Source organism: Streptomyces sp. SudanB182_2057 (assembly GCF_964272715.1).
GTDB lineage: Bacteria > Actinomycetota > Actinomycetes > Streptomycetales > Streptomycetaceae > Streptomyces > Streptomyces rubradiris.
Genome location: NZ_OZ186798.1, coordinates 3,621,363 through 3,639,169, shown reverse-complemented (window position 1 = coordinate 3,639,169; position 17,807 = coordinate 3,621,363). Strand labels below are relative to the sequence as shown.

Here is a 17,807-nt window from a genome sequence, read left to right as displayed (position 1 = left end):
CCGGCCCCCGGGGTGCCCGGTACAGCGTCGTCAGGACAGTGCCGTCAGCCCGGGAGCGAAGGTGATCAGCAGCGGCAGCAGCGGCACCAGCGCGGCCACCGTCGTGGTCAGCGCCCGGTGCCGGCGCAGCAGCCGCGGCGGCGGCTCCAGCAGCCGGTCCACGCGCTCGCCCAGCAGCCGGCGGCTGGAGGCGCAGGAGAGCACGCCCCGGTGCTGGTTCAGCTCGATCAGGGCGAGCGCCGTGGTGAGGTGCCCGCAGCGCCGGGAGGCCGCGTCGTCGGCGGCCAGCTCGACCAGGCGGTGCGTCTGGTCGCAGAAGTGGGCGAAGAGCGGCACGCGCGGGAAACCCGTGGCGAGCGCGGCGGACAGGTGCAGCAGCCAGTCGTGGTGGGCGCGGGCGTGTCCGCGCTCGTGGGTGAGGACGGCGTCCAGCTGGAGATCGGTGAGGCGGTGCAGCGCCCCCGTGGTGACGACCAGCTGCGGCGGATGCCCCGGCATCCACCAGGCGTCCGGGTACTCGTCCTCCAGCACCAGCATCGGCCCGCGCGGCGCCCGCAGTCCCGGCGGCAGTTCGGGGGCGCGTTCGCGCAGCTGCGCCCGGGCCTGGCCCCGGCTGCGGCGGGCCTCGAACAGCTCCCGGGCCAGCATCGCCGTCGTCCAGGCGGCCCCGCAGGCCAGCAGCAGGGTGAGGGCGGTGGTCCACACCGGGGTGGCGGACAGGTCGTAGGCGGCGGTGACGGCGGGCGGCGCGGGGGCGAACACATGGTCGCGGACGGTGTGGAAGACGGCCGCCGCGCCCAGGACCAGCGCGGTCAGGCAGCACAGCAGGACGGTGGCGACCAGACACTGCCACACCCACAGCGCGACCACGGGTTCCCGTTCGGGCCAGGCCGCCCGGATCAGCGCGCGCGGCGCCGGCACGGCGGCCGTCAGGGCGACGGCGCTCAGCAGGAGCAGGCAGACGGTCATGCCGGGGCTCCGGTTCCTGGTCGGAAAGGTGTGCGGGTACTGGGTGGTGCGGGGGCACGCGTCGCACGGCCGCGCGGAGTGCGGACGCGTGTCCCTGTCAGTATGGCGAAGAAGGGCGGTGTGAGTCAGGTGCCGACGGCGATCCGGCCGGGGAAGACGGCGAAACCCCAGGTGGAGAAGGCGAGTTCGGCGGGGCCGGAACAGGGTCCCGGCCCGTCGGCCGCCCCACCGTGGCTTAGTCCGCCACGACGCGGCCCGTGACCTCGCCCAGCCCGATCCGGTGGCCGTCCGGGCCGGGAGCCCAGGCGGACAGGGTCACCACGTCCCCGTCCATCAGGAACGTCCGCTTGCCGTCGGGGAGTTCCAGGGGGTCGCGGCCGTTCCAGGTCAGCTCCAGCAGCGAGCCGCGCTGGTCCTCGGCCGGGCCGCTCACCGTGCCCGAGCCGTACAGGTCGCCGGTGCGCAGCGAGGCGCCGTTCACCGTCATGTGGGCGAGCTGCTGGGCGGCGGTCCAGTACATGGTGGAGAACGGCGGTTCGGAGACCACATGACCGTTGACCGCGACGGAGATGCGGAGGTCGTAGCCGCCGGGTTCCACGCCGGGGGCCGTGTCGTCCAGGTAGGGCAGCAGCGGGTGGGTGCGCTCGGGCGGCGCCACGCGTGCGTGCTCCAGCGCCTCCAGCGGGGTGATCCACGCCGAGACCGAGGTCGCGAAGGACTTGCCGAGGAACGGGCCGAGCGGGACGTACTCCCAAGCCTGGACGTCCCGCGCGGACCAGTCGTTGAGCAGGCACAGCCCGAAGACGTGCTCGCGGAAGTCGCCGAGCGCCACCGGGCGGCCCTGCCGCGACGGCACGCCCACCACGAAGCCGACCTCGGCCTCGATGTCCAGCCGGATCGACGGGCCGAAGACGGGTGCCGGGCCGGTGGGGCCCTTGCGCTGCCCGGCGGGCCGTACGACGTCCGTGCCGGAGACGACGACCGTGCCGGCGCGGCCGTGGTAACCGATCGGGAGGTGCTTCCAGTTGGGGGTGAGGCTGTCCTCGGCGTCCGGGCGGAAGATACGGCCGACGTTGCGGGCGTGGTGTTCCGAGGCGTAGAAGTCGACGTAGTCCGCCACGTCGAAGGGCAGGTGCAGGGTCACCTCGTCCAGGGGGTGGAACAGCGGCTCGACGGTCGGGCGGTGCGCCGGGTCGGTGACCCAGGAGGTGACGGCGCGCCGTATCTCCGACCAGGTGGCGCGGCCGGCGGCCAGCAGCGGGTTGAGGGTGGGGGCGGCGAGCAGCGCCTGGTGGGGCGAGCCGACCGCCGCCGCCGTGGCGCCCGCGTCGAGGACGTGGTTCCCGAGCCGGACGCCGATCCTCCGCTCCGTGCTGCCGGTGGGCGAGAACACGCCATAGGGGAGGTTGTGCGGGCCGAAGGGGTCGCCCTCGGGGACGTCGAAGGGGGGCATGGGTGCTGCCTCACTCTCATCCGTGCCATGCATGGCGAAGCGTTCCATGTGGTCGGGCCACACGTTACGGCCGACACGCGTGTCATGGGCAGTGGTCTTCGTGTCCCGGGGCTTGCTCGAAAGAGTGCTCGCACGGGCCCACGACAGTGCGGCGGGTTTTCGTCACCGAGCCGTCCGCGGACGGCAGTTGGGGGCGGGCGGTACGGCGACAGGGGGGAACAGAGGAGGAGTCGGCGGGGCCCGGGGTCCGTATTCTCTGGGCATGGCATCCACCCCGGCATATGCCCTCATCGCCACTGACCTGGACGGAACACTGCTGCGCGGCGACGACACCGTCTCCGACCGGTCGCTCGCCGCGCTCGCGCGGGTGGCGCGGGCCGGGGCCCGGCACCTGGTGGTCACCGGCCGCCCGGCGCCGCGGGTACGGTCCCTGCTCGCGCGCCTCGGCTGCACCGGGCTGGCGGTGTGCGGGCAGGGAGCGCAGGTCTACGACGCCCGGGCCGGCCGGCTGCTGTGGTCGGTCCGGCTGGACCGGGAGCTGGCGGAGACCGCGCTCGGCAAGGTCGAGGCGGAGGTGGGGCAGGTGTACGCGGCGGTCGACCAGGACGGCGAGGACGGGCGCACGCTCATCGAGCCCGGCTACCGGATGCCGCACCCGACGCTGCCCGCGGTGCGGGTCGGCCGGCGCGCCGAGCTGTGGGCCGAGCCCATCAGCAAGGTGCTGCTGCGGCACGCCGAGCTGTCCGACGACGAGTTGGCGGCGGTGGCGCGCTCGGCGGTGGGCTCGCTGGCGACCGTCACGATGTCGGGGCCGGGCACCGTGGAGCTCCAGCCGAGCGGGGTGACGAAGGCGACCGGTCTGGCGCTGGCCGCCGAGCGGCTGGGGGTCGGTCCCGAACGGGCTCTGGCCTTCGGCGACATGCCCAACGACATCCCCATGTTCCGCTGGGCGGCGCGCGGTGTCGCCATGGCCGGCGCGCACCCCGAGCTGAAGGCGGTGGCCGACGAGGTCACGGTGTCGAACGAGGACGACGGCGTGGCCGTCGTCCTCGAAAGACTGTTCCCGGCCGCCTGACCGGGGGAAGAGCTGGGCGGCCGGGCCGGTCAGTAGGCGCCGAAGACGTTGTCGATCGACCCGTACCGGTCCGCCGCGTAGTTGCAGGCGGCGGTGATGTTCGCGACCGGGTCGTAGATGTCGAAGGACGTCCCGTCGACGTGGTACGCGTTGAAGGTGGGGTCGATGACCTGGAGCAGGCCCTTGGACGGGATGCCCTTGGCCGCGTTGGAGTCCCAGAGGTTGATGGCCGCCGGGTTGCCGGAGGACTCGCGGATGATGTTGCGGTGGATGCCGTTGTAGGTGCCCGGGATCTTCTTCTCGGCCATGATCGCGAGCGATTCGCGGATCCAGCCGTCGAGGTTGTCCGGGTATCCGGCGGGGGTGGTGCCCACCGTCGGGGCCGCGGCGGTGGCGGCGGACGCGCCGGTCGCGCCGATGAGCGGCAGGGCGAGGGCGGCGGCGCAGGCGGCGGCGAGGGAGCGGGCGTGGCGGGTGGTCCGGGTACGGCGGAGCCGAGCGGCAGCAGGCATCGAATGTTCCTCTCCGGCGCCTGCGAGGTGAGCTGTCGGGTTCGGGCGGGGAGGTGCCCGGCCGTGCCCGGAAGGAGGCACGGCTTCACCCCGAGCCGTTCCGGTGCGGCGGATGCCGTCCGGCGCGGCGACTTACCTGGGTCCCCCGCTCCTGCCGTACGAATGAGTTCGTGAATGGGTTACGCGGGCGGCGGCAGGATTCGGCGTCCGCCCGACGGCCCGGAACGTATGCGAGAGCACATGTCGGGAACAAGTACCGGATTCATACAACGTGCGATTTGACCTTGATCGACATCGTATGGGGTGCCTGATCCTTTGCGGTCGCACATCCTCAACTCGCGGTCGGGGCAAGGGTGGCGGGCGGAGTGCCGGGTGGCGCGGACGAGTCGGCCGAGTGACCCAATTCACGAAATAGCAAAAGAATTCAAATCGGACATGAGGGATTAGGGGGATTCGGGCCTGAAGTCCGAGTCGTGGTGGAACCCGGTGTGTGGCGCGCTTCGTTGCCACAGGGGCCGGCCGGGGAGAAGTGAGGTGAGGAAGGTGTGGAGAGGTTGCGACACGGTATCCGGATTACCGTTAAGTCGATATATGTCCCTTTATTACCGTGTGAGCAAAACCATGCCGGTCATGATCCGATACCACCCAGGCTGGACCGGTGGGCGCTATCGGTGATCGAAACAGGACCGGATACGCTGACTTGAGTGATGGCAGCGACCTATCGACAAACCGTGTAATCGCCAGCAGACACCAGCAGACAGGAGACCCCTCGTGACCGTCGTCGGGCCGTTCGGGCTGAGCGTGCGGGACCAGGCTCTCGAAGCCGATGTCCAGGCCGGATTGGCGGCTGTCGAGGAAGGCTTGCTCGATGCCACCAAGAGCGAGGTCCCGTTCATCACCGAGGCCGCGCAGCACCTCGTGCGGGCCGGCGGCAAACGATTCCGGCCACTGCTCGTGATGCTCGCCGCCCAGTTCGGCGACCCGTACGCGCCGGGCGTCGTGCCGTCGGCCGTGGTCGTGGAGCTCACCCACCTGGCCACGCTGTACCACGACGACGTCATGGACGAGGCGGCCGTACGGCGCGGGGTGGACAGCGCCAACACCCGCTGGGGCAACTCCGTCGCGGTCCTCACCGGCGACTTCCTCTTCGCCCGCGCCTCCCAGATCCTCGCCGACCTCGGTCCGGAGGCGGTCCGGGTGCAGGCCCTGGCGTTCGAACGGCTGGTCACCGGGCAGATCCTGGAGACCGCGGGCCCGTCGGACGGCCGCGACCCGGTCGAGCACTACCTGGACGTGCTGGCCGGCAAGACCGGCTCCCTGGTGGCGGTGTCCTGCCGGTTCGGCGCGATGATGTCCGGCGCCGGCGAGCGGGTCGTGGACGTGCTCACCCAGTACGGCGAACGGCTCGGCGTCGCCTTCCAGCTGGCGGACGACGTCCTGGACATCGCCTCCGACTCCCACGAGTCCGGCAAGACCCCGGGCACCGACCTGCGCGAGGGCATCCCGACACTGCCGGTGCTCCGGCTGCGCGAGCGGGCCGCCCGGCTCGGGCTGGCCGAGGACATCGCCCTGTGCGAACTGCTGGACTCCGACCTCAGCGACGACACCCGGCACGCCCGCGCGCTGGCCGCGCTGCGCGCCCACCCCGCGCTGGAGCAGGCCCGCCGGGACACGGTCCGGTACGCGGAGGAGGCGCGGGCCGCGCTGGCCCCGCTGCCGGAGTGCGACGCCAAGGCCGCGCTGGTGGAACTGTGCGACGCGGTGGTCCACCGCGCCGGCTGACCCGGCCCGGCCCGCCCGGCCGACCGCCCCACCTGGGACGACCGCCCCACCGCCCCGGCCGGCGTACGACTGGACGGTCGTACGGAACCGACGTACGACCGTACGACCCCTGACGGATTCCCGCACGGTCCCGCCGGAGCCTGGTGCCGGTGTGCCTCCCGTGGCCGGATCCCGCGTCCCTCGCATGGGGGCGGCCTTCCTCACGACCCCTACGGGTCGCGGGGGGACAGGGGCGTCGGGTGTCATACCGCAGGCGTAGGCGCAGTTGCCTCCGAGGGCTGACGCTTCCTCACGGCGAATTTGGTCATATGGAAACCGCACGCATCACCACAACTCATCGATTCGGGTGAGAATGGCGGCTCAGGGTTGACCAGCGTGAGAACAGCCGCCGCCGACGACGGAGGTAAGGCACACATGGCACCGTACGAATCCGGCGACACAGTGGGCGCCGCGCACGAGGGGGCCGAGCGGGACGGGGCCCCGCGTTCCGGCCGGCGCAAGGCCGCCCGGTACGCCGTTCCCGTCGCGGTGGCGGGGGTGGCGGCGGCCACGATCGGGCTCGTCCCGGCGCTCGCCGAATCCGGCGACCCCGACCTGCCGAAGATCACCGCGCAGCAGCTCATCGACAAGATGACCGAGTCGGACGTGCGGCAGCTGTCCGGCACCGTGAAGATCACCACCGACCTCGGCCTGCCCGACCTCGGCGGCCTGGAGGACGGCCTGCTCTCCGGCAACGGCGACGGCGACGGCCACGGCGGCTCCGGCGACGGCTCCTCCGCCGACCCGCGCTCCAGGCTCACCGAGCTGGCGTCCGGCATGCACACCCTGCGGGTCGCCGCCGACGGCCCGGACCGGCAGAAGGTGTCGCTGCTGGAGCGCGGCGCCGAGTACAGCCTGATCCACGACGGCAAGGACGTCTGGGGCTACGACAGCAAGAGCAACGAGGTCTACCACTCCACCGCGGCCGGGACCGGCGAGGAGCGCCGGGCCGAGCCGCCGGCCACGCCCGAGGACTTCGCCGAGGAGGCGCTGAAGGCGGTGGACGACACCACGTCCGTCACCGTCGACGGCACCGCGCAGGTGGCCGGCCGCGACGCCTACAAGCTGCTGATCCGGCCCCGGCAGTCCGGCACCACGGTCGGCGCCATCAGCATCGCCGTGGACGCGAAGACGTACATGCCGCTGAAGTTCACCCTCACTCCGAGGAGCGGCGGGGCCGCCGTGGTCGACGCCGGCTTCACCCAGGTCTCGTTCGCCCGGCCGGCCGCCTCCACCTTCGACTTCACCCCGCCGAAGGGCGCGAAGGTCACCGAGGAGAAGGACACGGCGGCCAGGACCCCGGCCCCCGAGCACGACGAGGACCTCACCGGGCACCTCGGCGGGCCGGAGGTCATCGGCAAGGGCTGGACGTCCGTCGCCACGTTCGACACCGGCGCCAAGGGCGGCCTGCCCACCGGCTCCCAGGGCGGTGACCTCGGCGGCTTCCTCGGCTCGCTCGGCGACCCGGTCTCCGGGAAGTTCGGCAAGGGCACGGTCTTCTCCACCCGCCTGGTCAACGCCCTGATCACCGACGACGGCAAGGTGTACGCCGGCCTGGTGACGAAGGAGACCCTGGTGAAGGCGGCCGACGCGGGGAAGTGACCCCCAGGGGTCCGACGGAACGAGGGGAAGCCGATGGACGGACGTGAGCGCGGCGGCCTGCCGGACGGCGATCCGGCGAGCGTGATCGACACGCGCGGGCTCACCAAGCGCTACCGCGGCGGACAGCTCGCCGTGGACGGTCTGGACCTGACCGTCCCGGCGGGCAGCGTCTTCGGCTTCCTCGGCCCGAACGGCTCCGGCAAGACCACCACCATCCGGATGTTGATGGGCCTGATCGAACCGACCGCGGGCACGGTCCGGCTGCTCGGCCGCCCCATGCCGCGGGCGGCCCGTACGGTCCTTCCGCGGGTCGGGGCCCTCATCGAGGGCCCCGCCCTGTACGGCTTCCTCTCCGGCCGGGACAACCTGGTGCGCTACGACTCCGCCGACCCCACCGCCGACCCGCGCACCCGGCACGCGCGCGTGGCCGCCGCGCTGGACCGGGTCGGCCTGACGGCGGCCGCCGGCAAGAAGGCGAGGGCGTACTCGCTCGGCATGAAACAGCGCCTGGGCCTGGCCGCCGCACTGCTCCAGCCGCGTCGGCTGCTCGTGCTGGACGAGCCCACCAACGGCCTCGACCCGCAGGGCATGCGCGAGATCCGCACCCTGGTCAGGGAGCTGGCCGCCGACGGTACGACCGTGTTCCTCTCCTCCCACCTGCTGGACGAGATCGAGCAGGTGTGCACCCACGCGGCGGTGATGGCGCAGGGCCGGCTCGTCGTCCAGGGCGAGGTGGCCGACCTGGCGGCCGGGGCGCACGGCCGGCTGGTCGTGACCACCCCGGACCCGGCCGAGGCGGCCCGGGTGCTGAAGGAACTGGGCGTCGGGGACGTGACCGCCGACGGCGACCGGGTCACCGGCGAACCGCCCGGCCGGGACCTCGCCGAGGTGACCGCGGCCCTGGTCGCCGCCGGGGTCCGGGTCCGTGGCCTGACCGTGGAACGCGTCTCGCTGGAGGACGCGTTCGTGGCGCTGACCGGGGAGGGCTTCGATGTCGCGGGCTGACCACCCGGCCACGGCCGCCGCCGTGCGCCGGCCGAACCCGCTGTGGGCCCTCGGGCTGCTGCGCAGCGAGCTGGTCACCACCGTCCGGCGGTGGCGCACGCTCGCCCTGCTCGGGGTGCTGGCCGCGGTGCCGGTGCTGGTCGGGATCGCGGTGCGGATCGAGACCCGGGGCGGCGGGCAGGCGGGCGGCGGGGGCGGCGAGGGCCCGGCCTTCATCGCGCAGATCACCAACAACGGACTGTTCCTGGTGTTCACCGCGCTGGCCGCGACCCTGCCGTTCTTCCTGCCGATGGCGGTCGGCGTCGTGGCCGGCGACGCGATCGCCGGGGAGGCGGGCGCGGGCACCCTGCGCTATCTGCTGGTGGCCCCGGCCGGCCGCACGCGGCTGCTCTTCACCAAGTACGCGACCGTGCTGGCCTTCTGCCTGCTGGCCACCCTGGTGGTCGCGGTCTCGGCGCTGATCGTGGGGGCGCTGCTGTTCCCGCTCGGCGAGCTGACGACGATCTCCGGCACCCGGATCGGCCTCGGCGAGGGGCTGGCCCGCGCGGCCCTGATCGCCCTGGTCGTCGCGGCCTCCCTGGTGGGGGTGGCGGCCCTCGGCCTGTTCGTGTCGACCCTCACCAACAGCGGCATCGCGGCGATGGCGACCACGGTCGGCCTGCTCATCACCGTGCAGATCGTGGACCAGATACCCCAGTTGCACGCGGTGCAGCCGTACCTCTTCTCGCACTACTGGCTGTCGTTCGCCGACCTGATGCGCGACCCCGTCTACTGGGACGACCTGCTGCGCGACCTCGGCCTCCAGGGGCTGTACGCGGCCGTGTTCGGCTCGGCGGCCTGGGCGCGGTTCACGGCCAAGGACATCACCGCCTAGGGCCGCCCGCGGGCGGCCCCAGGCGCGGGTTCAGACGGCGGCCGTCTCGTACGGGAAGCGCGCGAGGGGCGCGTCCTGGGCGAAGAAGGTCTTGGCGCGCGTCAGCGCCCCGGTGTCGTTCAGGACGTCGCCCGGCTTGCTGCCGCTGCCCAGCAGTACCCCGCCGAACCGCATCCCCATGTAGGCGGCCGAGTTGTGCAGGGTGCCGGCGTACGGGTCGGCCACGGACAGCTCCTCGTCCGCGAGCGCGGCGACGCCCCAGAGGGTGCGGCCGGCCATGCGCGTCTTGAAGTCGAGGCCCGGGATGCGCAGCCAGCCGGACCAGTGGTCCAGGTAGCGCTTGGTCTGGGCGGAGACCGAGTACCAGTACACCGGCGAGGCGATCACGATGTCCGTGGCCGCGAGCGTGGCGTCCAGCAGCAGTCCGGTCGGGGTGCTGGACGGCGGCCGTACGTGGTCGCTGTCGTGCCGCAGGTCCTCGAAGTCGGGCAGCGGCTGCTCGGCGAGGTCGATCCAGCGCTGTTCGACGTCGGCGGGGAGCTGTTCGGCGGCCCGGCGGGCCAGCAGCTCGGTGTTGCCCTCGGCGCGGGCGCTGCCCAGGACGAAGAGAAAGCGGCGGTTCATGAGGACCCCCAGGTGCGTCGGGTCGTACCTACGAACAAGGTGCGCATGCATCTTATGCACACGCATTCAATTAGCGCCAGGGGTCGCTGGTGCGAGTCTGTGACGTCGCGGTGACCCGGCAGCCGTGGGCAGCCGACACACTGGTGGTCAGGATGTGCGGGACCGGACCGCGACGCCGGGGGAGTGGAGGGACACCGATGGCTGGACTCAGCTTCGAGAAGAAGCGGGTGCCGCGGACCGTGGGGTACCCGGCGGCGGTGCCCGTCCGGGTGTACGGCCCGGGAAGCGCCTCCGTGGACGGGGTGCCGGTCGCCGCGGCGCCCGGCGAGGGGATCCAGCAGGCCGTCCTGAACCGCCTCCAGAGCCTGGCCATCAGCGTCGGGGCGCCCGTGCACGCCACGGTCCACGACGACCTCGCGGGCTGTGTGGTCCCGCTGGAGGTCTCGGCCGACGGCTCCAGCCGGGTGACCGGCGAACCGGTCCGGCTGACGGCGCCCCGGACACCGGACACGGCCGCCGCGGCGCACAGTGAGCCGGGGGCCCCGCAGGCGCCGGCCGGGGGCACGGGTACGGGTGCGGCCTCGGGCGCCGGTGCGGGTGCGGGAGCGGCCTCGGGCGCGGGTAGGGGTACGGCCTCGGGTGCCGGTGCGGCCTTGGGCTTGGGGCTGCCCTACGACGAGCCCGCCCCCGCGCAGACCCCGGCCCACGGCTTCGACGCGGTCGCCGAGGAGGTGCTCGGGGACGGGCCGCTGACCGAGACCGCCGAGGGCGCGGAGTTGCTCGCCGAGCCGATGGGCCGGATCAACGAGGCCGTGCGAGCGGGCCGTGTCGACGCGGCGGCGGAACTCGCCGAACGGACGCTCGCCGAGGCCGCCGCCGTGTTCGGCCCGCACCACGCCGAGGTGCTGCACGTGCGCGAGCTGTCCGCCTACATCGCCTACCTGGCGGACGATCCCGTGCGTGCCTGCCGGCTGTCGCTGGAGCTGGTCCGGCTGCGCCGCCGGACCGGGGACGGTCAGGCCGCCTACGGGAACCTCCAGAGCGCGGCGACCGCGTGGCGTGCGGTGCGCGACCCGGAGGAGGGCCTGCGGCTGGGCCGGGACCTGATCGGCCTGTGGACGGACCTCGGCGCCGAGCCGGGCCCCGCCGCGGACGATCCCCGCCCGCTGGAGGCCGCCCGCGCCCGCATGGTCCGGCTGGCCGACCGTGCGGCCAAGGCGGCACAGGGCTGACCGCCCCGGCACTACCTCCTGTAGTACTCGCGGGTCAGACGTCCGCGGGTGCCGACGAGGGTGTCTCGGTGGTGCGGGGCGCCGGTACGGGGAGCCGGCGCGGGCGCCGGGAGAAGCGCAGCGCGTCGACCGTGAGCAGCACCAGCGCCAGCCAGACCAGCGCGAACCCGGCCCACCGCTCGGCCGGCATGGCCTCGTGGAAGTAGAGGATGCCGAGCAGGAACTGGAAGACCGGGGCGAGGTACTGCAACAGGCCCAGCGTGGACAGGGGCACGCGGATCGCCGCCGCGCCGAAGCAGACCAGCGGCACGGCGGTGACCAGGCCGGTGGAGGCGAGCAGGACGGCGTGTCCGGCGCCCTCGGCCGCGAACGTGGCGTCCCCCTGCGCGGCCAGCCAGATCAGATAGCCCAGTGCCGGCAGGAACTGGATCGCGGTCTCGGCGGCCAGCGACTCCACCCCGCCGAGGTCGACCTTCTTCTTCACCAGCCCGTAGGTGGCGAAGGAGAAGGCGAGGCACAGTGAGATCCACGGCGGACGGCCGTAGCCGACGGTGAGGACGACGACGGCGGCGAGGCCGACCGCGACCGCCACCCACTGCGCGGGCCGCAGCCGCTCCTTGAGGATCAGCACGCCCATCGCGATGGTGACCAGCGGGTTGATGAAGTAGCCCAGCGAGGCCTCCACGACGTGGCCCGCGTTGACCGCCCAGATGTACACGCCCCAGTTGACGGTGATCACGGCGGCCGCCACAGCGACCAGTCCGAGCCGCCGGGGCTGGCGCAGCAGCTGTCCGGCCCAGGCCCAGCGGCGCACGAAGAGCAGCGCGACGGCGACCACCGCCAGGGACCACACCATGCGGTGGGCGAGGATCTCCATGGCCCCGGCCGGTTTCAGCAGGGGCCAGAACAGGGGCACCAGGCCCCACATCCCGTAGGCGGCGAAGCCGTTCAGCAGGCCTATTCGGTGCTCACCCTCGGATTTGCCGGCCACCGGCCCCTCCCTCTCGCTCGCGCGCCCGGTGCGGACGCGCGAGCACGAAGGTAGCGCCGGACGCCCTCCGGTGTCATGTTCGTTTCGTCATACGGTCATGACAGGGGAGGGGGGCGGATGAGCAGGCCCTTCGGCGAAGCCGCTTCTCCGGCCGAGCCGCCCTTCGGCCGGATCAGCTCTTCAGCGCGGCCGTGACGGCCTCGGCCAGCGGAGTGGTGGGGCGGCCGATCAGCCGGGAGAGGTCGCCGGAGGAGACGACCAGCTCGCCCTCGGCGATCGAGGCGTCCACGCCGGCGAGGATCCCGGCCAGCGGCTCGGGCAGCCCGGCGCCGGTCAGGACGCCGGTGAGCTCCGCCACCGAGACCGGCCGGTACCCGATCTCCCGGCCGGTCTGCCGGCTCAGCTCGGCCGCGTACTCGGTGAAGCTCCACGCCTCGTCGCCGCCCAGCTCGTACGTGGCGTTCTCGTGGCCCTCGCCGGTCAGCACCGCGACCGCGGCGGCGGCGTAGTCGGCGCGGGCGGCCGAGGAGACCCGGCCGTCACCGGCGGCCTGCACGACCGCGCCGTGCTCCAGCACCGGCGCCAGGTGCTCGGTGTAGTTCTCGTGGTACCAGCCGTTGCGCAGCAGGGTGTAGGGCAGGCCGGAGGCGAGCAGCACCTTCTCGGTCGCCCGGTGGTCGTCCGCCAGCGCGGCCGTCAGGGTGCCCGGGGCGCTGGTGTAGGCGAGCAGCGCCACACCGGCCGCCTTCGCCGCCTCGATGACGGCCGTGTGCTGCGCCACCCGGTCCTTGCCGACCTCGCTGCCGGAGATCAGCAGGACCTTGTCGCCGGCCGCGAACAGGCCGTCCAGGGTCTCGGGCGCGTCGTAGTCGGCGACGGCCAGCCGTACGCCCCGCGCGGCGAGGTCGGCGCCCTTCGCCGCGTCCCTGACCACGGCGGTGATGTGCTCCGCCGGGACCTTCTCCAGCAACTGCGCCACGACGTGACGGCCGAGGTGTCCGGTGGCTCCGGTGACGACGATGCTCATGGTTCGACTCCTTGGGATCGATGTCCTGATGACACCGACCGTACGGGAAGCGCTGTGGATGAGAAAGTACCCACTTTGAAGTAAGGTACTGGCATGCCGGTAAGCAAGAGTGGGGCGGACGCGGAGGCGCTGTGCCCCCACCGCCTGGTCCTGGAGCACGTCACCAGCCGCTGGGGCGTCCTCGTCCTGATCGAGCTGCTGGAGCGGTCGTACCGGTTCAGCGAGCTGCGCCGGGCGGTCGGCGGCTCCGGCCGGACCGTCAGCGAGAAGATGCTCACCCAGACCCTCCAGACCCTGGAGCGCGACGGCCTGGTGCACCGCGACGCCAAACCGGTCATCCCGCCCCGCGTCGACTACTCGCTCACCGCTCTCGGCCGCGAGGCGGCGGAACAGGTGCGGGCCCTCGCCCGGTGGACCCACGACCGCATGGACCGGGTCGAGGCCGCCCGCCGGGCGTACGACGACGCCCGGGGCGCCGGCCGGGCATACGACGAGGCCCGGGACGTCCGGTCCCGGGCCTCGTGAATCGGCGGGAGGGTCAGCCGACGACCGTCCAGGTGTCGCCGCCCGCGAGCAGCGCGGCGAGGTCGCCCTTGCCGTGCTGTTCCACGGCGGTGTCGAGCTGGTCGGCCATCAGGGTGTCGTAGACCGGCCGGTCGACCGAGCGGAACACCCCGACGGGGGTGTGGTGCAGGGTGTCGGGGTCGGCGAGACGGGACAGGGCGAAGGCGGTGGTCGGGGACGCGGCGTGGGCGTCGTGGACCAGGATGTCCGCCTCGTTCTCCGGCGTCACGGTGACCACCTTCAGGTCGCCGGTGGCCCGGTCGCGTACGACGCCCCGGGCGCCGTCGGTGCCGAACCGGATCGGCTGCCCGTGCTCCAGCCGGATCAGCGCCTCCTCGGCGCGCTGCTTGTCCTTCAGGGAGTCGAAGGCGCCGTCGTTGAAGATGTTGCAGTTCTGGTAGATCTCGATGAGCGCCGTGCCCGGGTGGGCGGCGGCGGCGCGCAGCACCTCCGTCAGGTGCTTGCGGTCGGAGTCGATGGTGCGGGCGACGAAGGACGCCTCCGCGCCGAGCGCGAGCGACACCGGGTTGAACGGGGCGTCCAGCGAGCCCATCGGCGTCGACTTGGTGATCTTGCCGACCTCGGAGGTGGGGGAGTACTGGCCCTTGGTCAGGCCATAGATCCGGTTGTTGAACAGCAGGATCTTCAGGTTGACGTTGCGGCGCAGGGCGTGGATCAGGTGGTTGCCGCCGATGGACAGGGCGTCGCCGTCGCCGGTGACGACCCAGACGCTCAGGTCGCGGCGGGAGGTGGCCAGGCCGGTGGCGATGGCGGGGGCGCGGCCGTGGATGGAGTGCATCCCGTAGGTGTTCATGTAGTACGGGAAGCGGGAGGAGCAGCCGATGCCGGAGACGAAGACGACGTTCTCCCGGGCCAGGCCCAGTTCGGGCATGAAGCCCTGCACGGCCGCGAGGATGGCGTAGTCACCGCAGCCGGGGCACCAGCGCACCTCCTGGTCCGACTTGAAGTCCTTCATCGACTGCTTGGCCTCGGCCTTGGGGACCAGCTGGAGCAGCCCGTTGGTGGCGTCAGTCATCGATGGCCTCCTTCAGCGCCGCGGCGAGCTGTTCCGCCTTGAACGGCATGCCGTTGACCTGGTTGTAGGAGTGGGCGTCGACCAGGTACTTCGCCCGGATCAGGGTCGCGAGCTGGCCGAGGTTCATCTCGGGGATCACCACTCTGTCGTAGCCCTTGAGGACCGTGCCGAGGTTGCGCGGGAAGGGGTTGAGGTGGCGCAGGTGGGCCTGGGCGATCGACTCGCCGGCCGCCCGCAGCCGCCGTACCGCCGCCGTGATCGGGCCGTAGGTGGAGCCCCAGCCCAGGACGAGGGTCTTCGCGCCGTGCGGGTCGTCGACCTCGATGTCGGGGACGTCGATGCCGTCGATCTTGGCCTGCCGGGTGCGCACCATGAAGTCGTGGTTGGCCGGGTCGTAGGAGATGTTGCCCGTGCCGTCCTGCTTCTCGATGCCGCCGATGCGGTGCTCCAGGCCCGGGGTGCCCGGGATCGCCCACGGCCGGGCCAGGGTCTGCGGGTCCCGCTTGTACGGCCAGAACACCTCGGTGCCGTCGGCCAGCGTGTGGTTCGGTCCCTGCGCGAAGCGGACCTTGAGGTCGGGCAGTTCCTCCAGCTCCGGGATGCGCCACGGCTCGGAGCCGTTGGCCAGGTAGCCGTCCGACAGCAGCATCACCGGCGTGCGGTACGTGAGCGCGATCCGCGCCGCCTCCAGGGCCGCGTCGAAGCAGTCCGCCGGGGTGCGCGGGGCGACCACCGGCACCGGTGCCTCGCCGTTGCGCCCGTACATCGCCTGGAGCAGGTCGGCCTGCTCCGTCTTGGTCGGCAGCCCCGTGGAGGGACCGCCGCGCTGGATGTCCACCACCAGCAGCGGCAGCTCCAGGGAGACCGCCAGGCCGATCGTCTCGCTCTTCAGGGCGACACCGGGCCCGGAGGTGGTCGTCACCGCCAGGGAGCCGCCGAAAGCCGCGCCCAGCGCCGCGCCGATGCCGGCGATCTCGTCCTCGGCCTGGAAGGTGCGCACCCCGAAGTTCTTGTGCCGGGACAGCTCGTGCAGGATGTCCGAGGCCGGGGTGATCGGGTACGAGCCCAGGAACAGCGGCAGGTCCGCCTGGCGGGAGGCGGCGATCAGGCCGTAGGCCAGGGCGAGGTTGCCGGAGATGTTGCGGTAGGTGCCGACCGGGAATGCCTTGGCGGCCGGCGCGACCTCGTAGGAGACCGCGAAGTCCTCCGTGGTCTCGCCGAAGTTCCAGCCCGCCCGGAACGCCGCGATGTTCGCCGCCATGATCTCGGGCTTCTTGGCGAACTTCGCCTTCAGGAACTTCTCGGTGCCCTCGGTGGGCCGGTGGTACATCCACGACAGCAGACCCAGCGCGAACATGTTCTTGCTGCGCTCGGCCTCCTTGCGGGAGAGGTCGAACTCCTTCAGCGCCTCCACGGTCAGCGTGGTGAGCGGCACCGGGTGGAGGTGGTAGCCGTCGAGCGAGCCGTCGTGCAGCGGGTCGCTGTCATAGCCGACCTTCTGCAGGGCGCGCTTGGTGAACTCGTCGGTGTTGACGATGATTTCGGCGCCGCGCGGCAGATCGCCGACGTTGGCCTTCAGGGCGGCCGGGTTCATCGCCACCAGGACGTTCGGCGCGTCCCCGGGGGTGAGGATGTCGTGGTCGGCGAAGTGGAGCTGGAAGGACGACACCCCGGGGAGCGTGCCGGCGGGGGCGCGGATCTCGGCGGGGAAGTTCGGGAGCGTGGAGAGGTCGTTGCCGAAAGAAGCGGTCTCCGAGGTGAACCGGTCTCCGGTGAGCTGCATGCCGTCACCCGAGTCCCCCGCGAACCGGATGATCACCCGGTCCAGGCGCCTTACGTCCTTCGCGTCGCCCGGTTTGCGCTGCTCTCCCACGACGGTACCGTCGGCCTGCTCCGCTGGGCTGCTGACCTGGCTGGTCACTGAACTGGACCTCCTTCGAGGCGGCTGTCCGGGGGCTGGTCGTCCCACGGACCATCCCAGGATCAACACTACGTCGGTCAGGGTCGCCTTCCCGAGGCCATCCGCGGATTGGATGACATTTCGAGAGGGCCTGTCGCGCTGCCTTCACATCATGTCCCGCATCGCGGAAGCGCCGCTCGCGGCGCTTCCGCGCGTCTCAGGGGCCTTTGCCGTAACAGGCCGTTTTGCCGTAACAGGCCGTTCTCAGGAGTTCAGGTCTCAGGAGTTCAGGTAGGTGAGCACGGCCAGCACCCGCCGGTGGTCGCCGTCGCTCGGGGACAGGCCGAGCTTCAGGAAGATGTTGCTGACGTGCTTCTCCACGGCGCCGTCGCTGACCACCAGCTGCCGGGCGATCGCCGAGTTCGTCCGCCCTTCCGCCATCAGCCCGAGCACCTCGCGCTCCCGGGGGGTCAGCCCGGCCAGCACGTCCTGCTTGCGGCTGCGGCCCAGCAACTGCGCGACCACCTCCGGGTCCAGCGCCGTACCGCCCTCGGCCACCCGCACCACCGCGTCGACGAACTCCCGCACGTCCGCGACCCGGTCCTTGAGCAGATAGCCCACGCCCCGGCTGGAACCGGCCAGCAGCTCGGTGGCGTACCGCTCCTCCACGTACTGCGACAGCACGAGCACCCCGAGCCCCGGGTGGACCCGGCGCAGCGTCACGGCCGCCCGGACGCCCTCGTCGGTGTGCGTCGGCGGCATCCGTACGTCCGCCACGACCACGTCCGGCAACTCGCCCCGGCCGTCCAGGTCGGCGATGGTCTTCACCAGTGCGTCCGCGTCGCCGACGCCGGCCACGACGTCGTGCCCGCGGTCGGTCAGCAGCCGGGTCAGGCCCTCTCTGAGCAGCACCGAATCCTCGGCGATGACCACCCGCACCCTGTCCTCCACGATCTTCCGGTCCCCCCAGCACGATCCGTCACGGGGGCGTCCACCCCGGCCGCCCGCCGTCCTACGGAAGACCAGCATTCCAGGCTTCGGGCCGCGGCGCCGCCGTACCAGGGGAAAGATCGGGGATCGGGAGCGTGGGCCGCCGGCGTCTTCAGGGAAAGATCCGGGGGC

The 17,807-nt window shown here is 72.4% G+C and carries 16 protein-coding genes and 1 riboswitch; of the genes, 7 read left to right on the top strand and 9 right to left on the bottom strand.

Going from position 1 to position 17,807, the window contains the following annotated elements; genetic code table 11:
- Positions 1 to 30 precede the first annotated feature (30 nt).
- Together ACSURM_RS15660 and fahA are read right to left on the bottom strand one after the other, a co-directional pair.
- Entirely contained in the window at positions 31 to 969 is a 939-nt protein-coding gene (locus ACSURM_RS15660; protein ID WP_436955632.1) for a M56 family metallopeptidase, read from the bottom strand.
- A gap of 235 nt (positions 970 to 1,204) precedes the next feature.
- Complete coding sequence (gene fahA, locus ACSURM_RS15655) at positions 1,205 to 2,422, bottom strand: fumarylacetoacetase (RefSeq protein ID WP_436955630.1); 1,218 nt, start codon at positions 2,420 to 2,422, stop codon at positions 1,205 to 1,207.
- 262 nt (positions 2,423 to 2,684) lie between these two features.
- On the opposite strand from fahA, the gene ACSURM_RS15650 reads away from it, so the two are divergent.
- Positions 2,685 to 3,497: an HAD family hydrolase gene (locus ACSURM_RS15650; RefSeq protein WP_436955628.1), complete on the top strand. Its 813-nt coding sequence runs from the start codon at positions 2,685 to 2,687 to the stop codon at positions 3,495 to 3,497.
- 29 nt (positions 3,498 to 3,526) lie between these two features.
- On the opposite strand, the gene ACSURM_RS15645 is transcribed toward ACSURM_RS15650, so the two are convergent.
- Positions 3,527 to 4,009, bottom strand: coding sequence for a transglycosylase SLT domain-containing protein (locus tag ACSURM_RS15645; RefSeq protein WP_436955627.1), 483 nt, complete (start codon positions 4,007 to 4,009; stop codon positions 3,527 to 3,529).
- A gap of 2 nt (positions 4,010 to 4,011) precedes the next feature.
- Positions 4,012 to 4,192, bottom strand: a riboswitch (cyclic di-AMP (ydaO/yuaA leader).
- Between the two features lie 588 nt (positions 4,193 to 4,780).
- Here ACSURM_RS15645 and ACSURM_RS15640 point away from each other — a divergent pair.
- The 4 genes from ACSURM_RS15640 to ACSURM_RS15625 all read left to right on the top strand — a co-directional run bounded on the left by ACSURM_RS15640 (position 4,781) and on the right by ACSURM_RS15625 (position 9,311).
- Positions 4,781 to 5,791 carry a polyprenyl synthetase family protein gene (locus ACSURM_RS15640; protein WP_381553583.1) on the top strand — a complete coding sequence of 337 codons (1,011 nt, stop codon included), beginning with the start codon at positions 4,781 to 4,783 and terminating at the stop codon, positions 5,789 to 5,791.
- A 414-nt stretch (positions 5,792 to 6,205) separates the two neighbouring features.
- Positions 6,206 to 7,432: a LolA family protein gene (locus ACSURM_RS15635; protein ID WP_436955625.1), complete on the top strand. Its 1,227-nt coding sequence runs from the start codon at positions 6,206 to 6,208 to the stop codon at positions 7,430 to 7,432.
- A 33-nt stretch (positions 7,433 to 7,465) separates the two neighbouring features.
- Positions 7,466 to 8,437 carry an ABC transporter ATP-binding protein gene (locus ACSURM_RS15630; protein ID WP_436955623.1) on the top strand — a complete coding sequence of 324 codons (972 nt, stop codon included), beginning with the start codon at positions 7,466 to 7,468 and terminating at the stop codon, positions 8,435 to 8,437.
- Positions 8,424 to 9,311, top strand: coding sequence for an ABC transporter permease (locus tag ACSURM_RS15625; protein WP_436955621.1), 888 nt, complete (start codon positions 8,424 to 8,426; stop codon positions 9,309 to 9,311). Before ACSURM_RS15630 ends, ACSURM_RS15625 begins: the two co-directional genes overlap by 14 nt.
- 30 nt (positions 9,312 to 9,341) lie before the next feature.
- Here ACSURM_RS15625 and ACSURM_RS15620 read toward each other — a convergent pair whose 3' ends face one another.
- Positions 9,342 to 9,935, bottom strand: a complete 594-nt coding sequence (locus ACSURM_RS15620; RefSeq protein WP_436955619.1) for a flavodoxin family protein — start codon at positions 9,933 to 9,935, stop codon at positions 9,342 to 9,344.
- Positions 9,936 to 10,132: 197 nt separating this feature from the next.
- Here ACSURM_RS15620 and ACSURM_RS15615 point away from each other — a divergent pair, with 197 nt between their 5' ends.
- Positions 10,133 to 11,167, top strand: a complete 1,035-nt coding sequence (locus ACSURM_RS15615) for a hypothetical protein (protein WP_436955618.1) — start codon at positions 10,133 to 10,135, stop codon at positions 11,165 to 11,167.
- Positions 11,168 to 11,201: 34 nt separating this feature from the next.
- Here ACSURM_RS15615 and rarD read toward each other — a convergent pair whose 3' ends face one another.
- Both rarD and ACSURM_RS15605 read right to left on the bottom strand, forming a co-directional pair.
- Positions 11,202 to 12,158 carry an EamA family transporter RarD gene (rarD, locus tag ACSURM_RS15610; RefSeq protein WP_436955616.1) on the bottom strand — a complete coding sequence of 319 codons (957 nt, stop codon included), beginning with the start codon at positions 12,156 to 12,158 and terminating at the stop codon, positions 11,202 to 11,204.
- A gap of 172 nt (positions 12,159 to 12,330) precedes the next feature.
- Positions 12,331 to 13,185, bottom strand: coding sequence for an SDR family oxidoreductase (locus tag ACSURM_RS15605; RefSeq protein WP_436955615.1), 855 nt, complete (start codon positions 13,183 to 13,185; stop codon positions 12,331 to 12,333).
- A gap of 93 nt (positions 13,186 to 13,278) precedes the next feature.
- Between ACSURM_RS15605 and ACSURM_RS15600 the strand changes: the two genes are divergently transcribed.
- Complete coding sequence (locus ACSURM_RS15600) at positions 13,279 to 13,710, top strand: winged helix-turn-helix transcriptional regulator (RefSeq protein ID WP_436955613.1); 432 nt, start codon at positions 13,279 to 13,281, stop codon at positions 13,708 to 13,710.
- A 13-nt stretch (positions 13,711 to 13,723) separates the two neighbouring features.
- On the opposite strand, the gene ACSURM_RS15595 is transcribed toward ACSURM_RS15600, so the two are convergent.
- The 3 genes from ACSURM_RS15595 to ACSURM_RS15585 form a co-directional block, all read right to left on the bottom strand.
- A complete protein-coding gene (locus tag ACSURM_RS15595) occupies positions 13,724 to 14,785 on the bottom strand; it encodes a 2-oxoacid:ferredoxin oxidoreductase subunit beta (protein WP_436955611.1) in 1,062 nt (353 codons plus the stop codon).
- A complete protein-coding gene (locus ACSURM_RS15590; protein ID WP_436955609.1) occupies positions 14,778 to 16,706 on the bottom strand; it encodes a 2-oxoacid:acceptor oxidoreductase subunit alpha in 1,929 nt (642 codons plus the stop codon). The genes ACSURM_RS15595 and ACSURM_RS15590 overlap by 8 nt, the downstream gene beginning before the upstream one ends.
- 258 nt (positions 16,707 to 16,964) lie before the next feature.
- Complete coding sequence (locus tag ACSURM_RS15585; RefSeq protein WP_436961109.1) at positions 16,965 to 17,624, bottom strand: LuxR C-terminal-related transcriptional regulator; 660 nt, start codon at positions 17,622 to 17,624, stop codon at positions 16,965 to 16,967.
- Positions 17,625 to 17,807 lie beyond the last annotated feature (183 nt).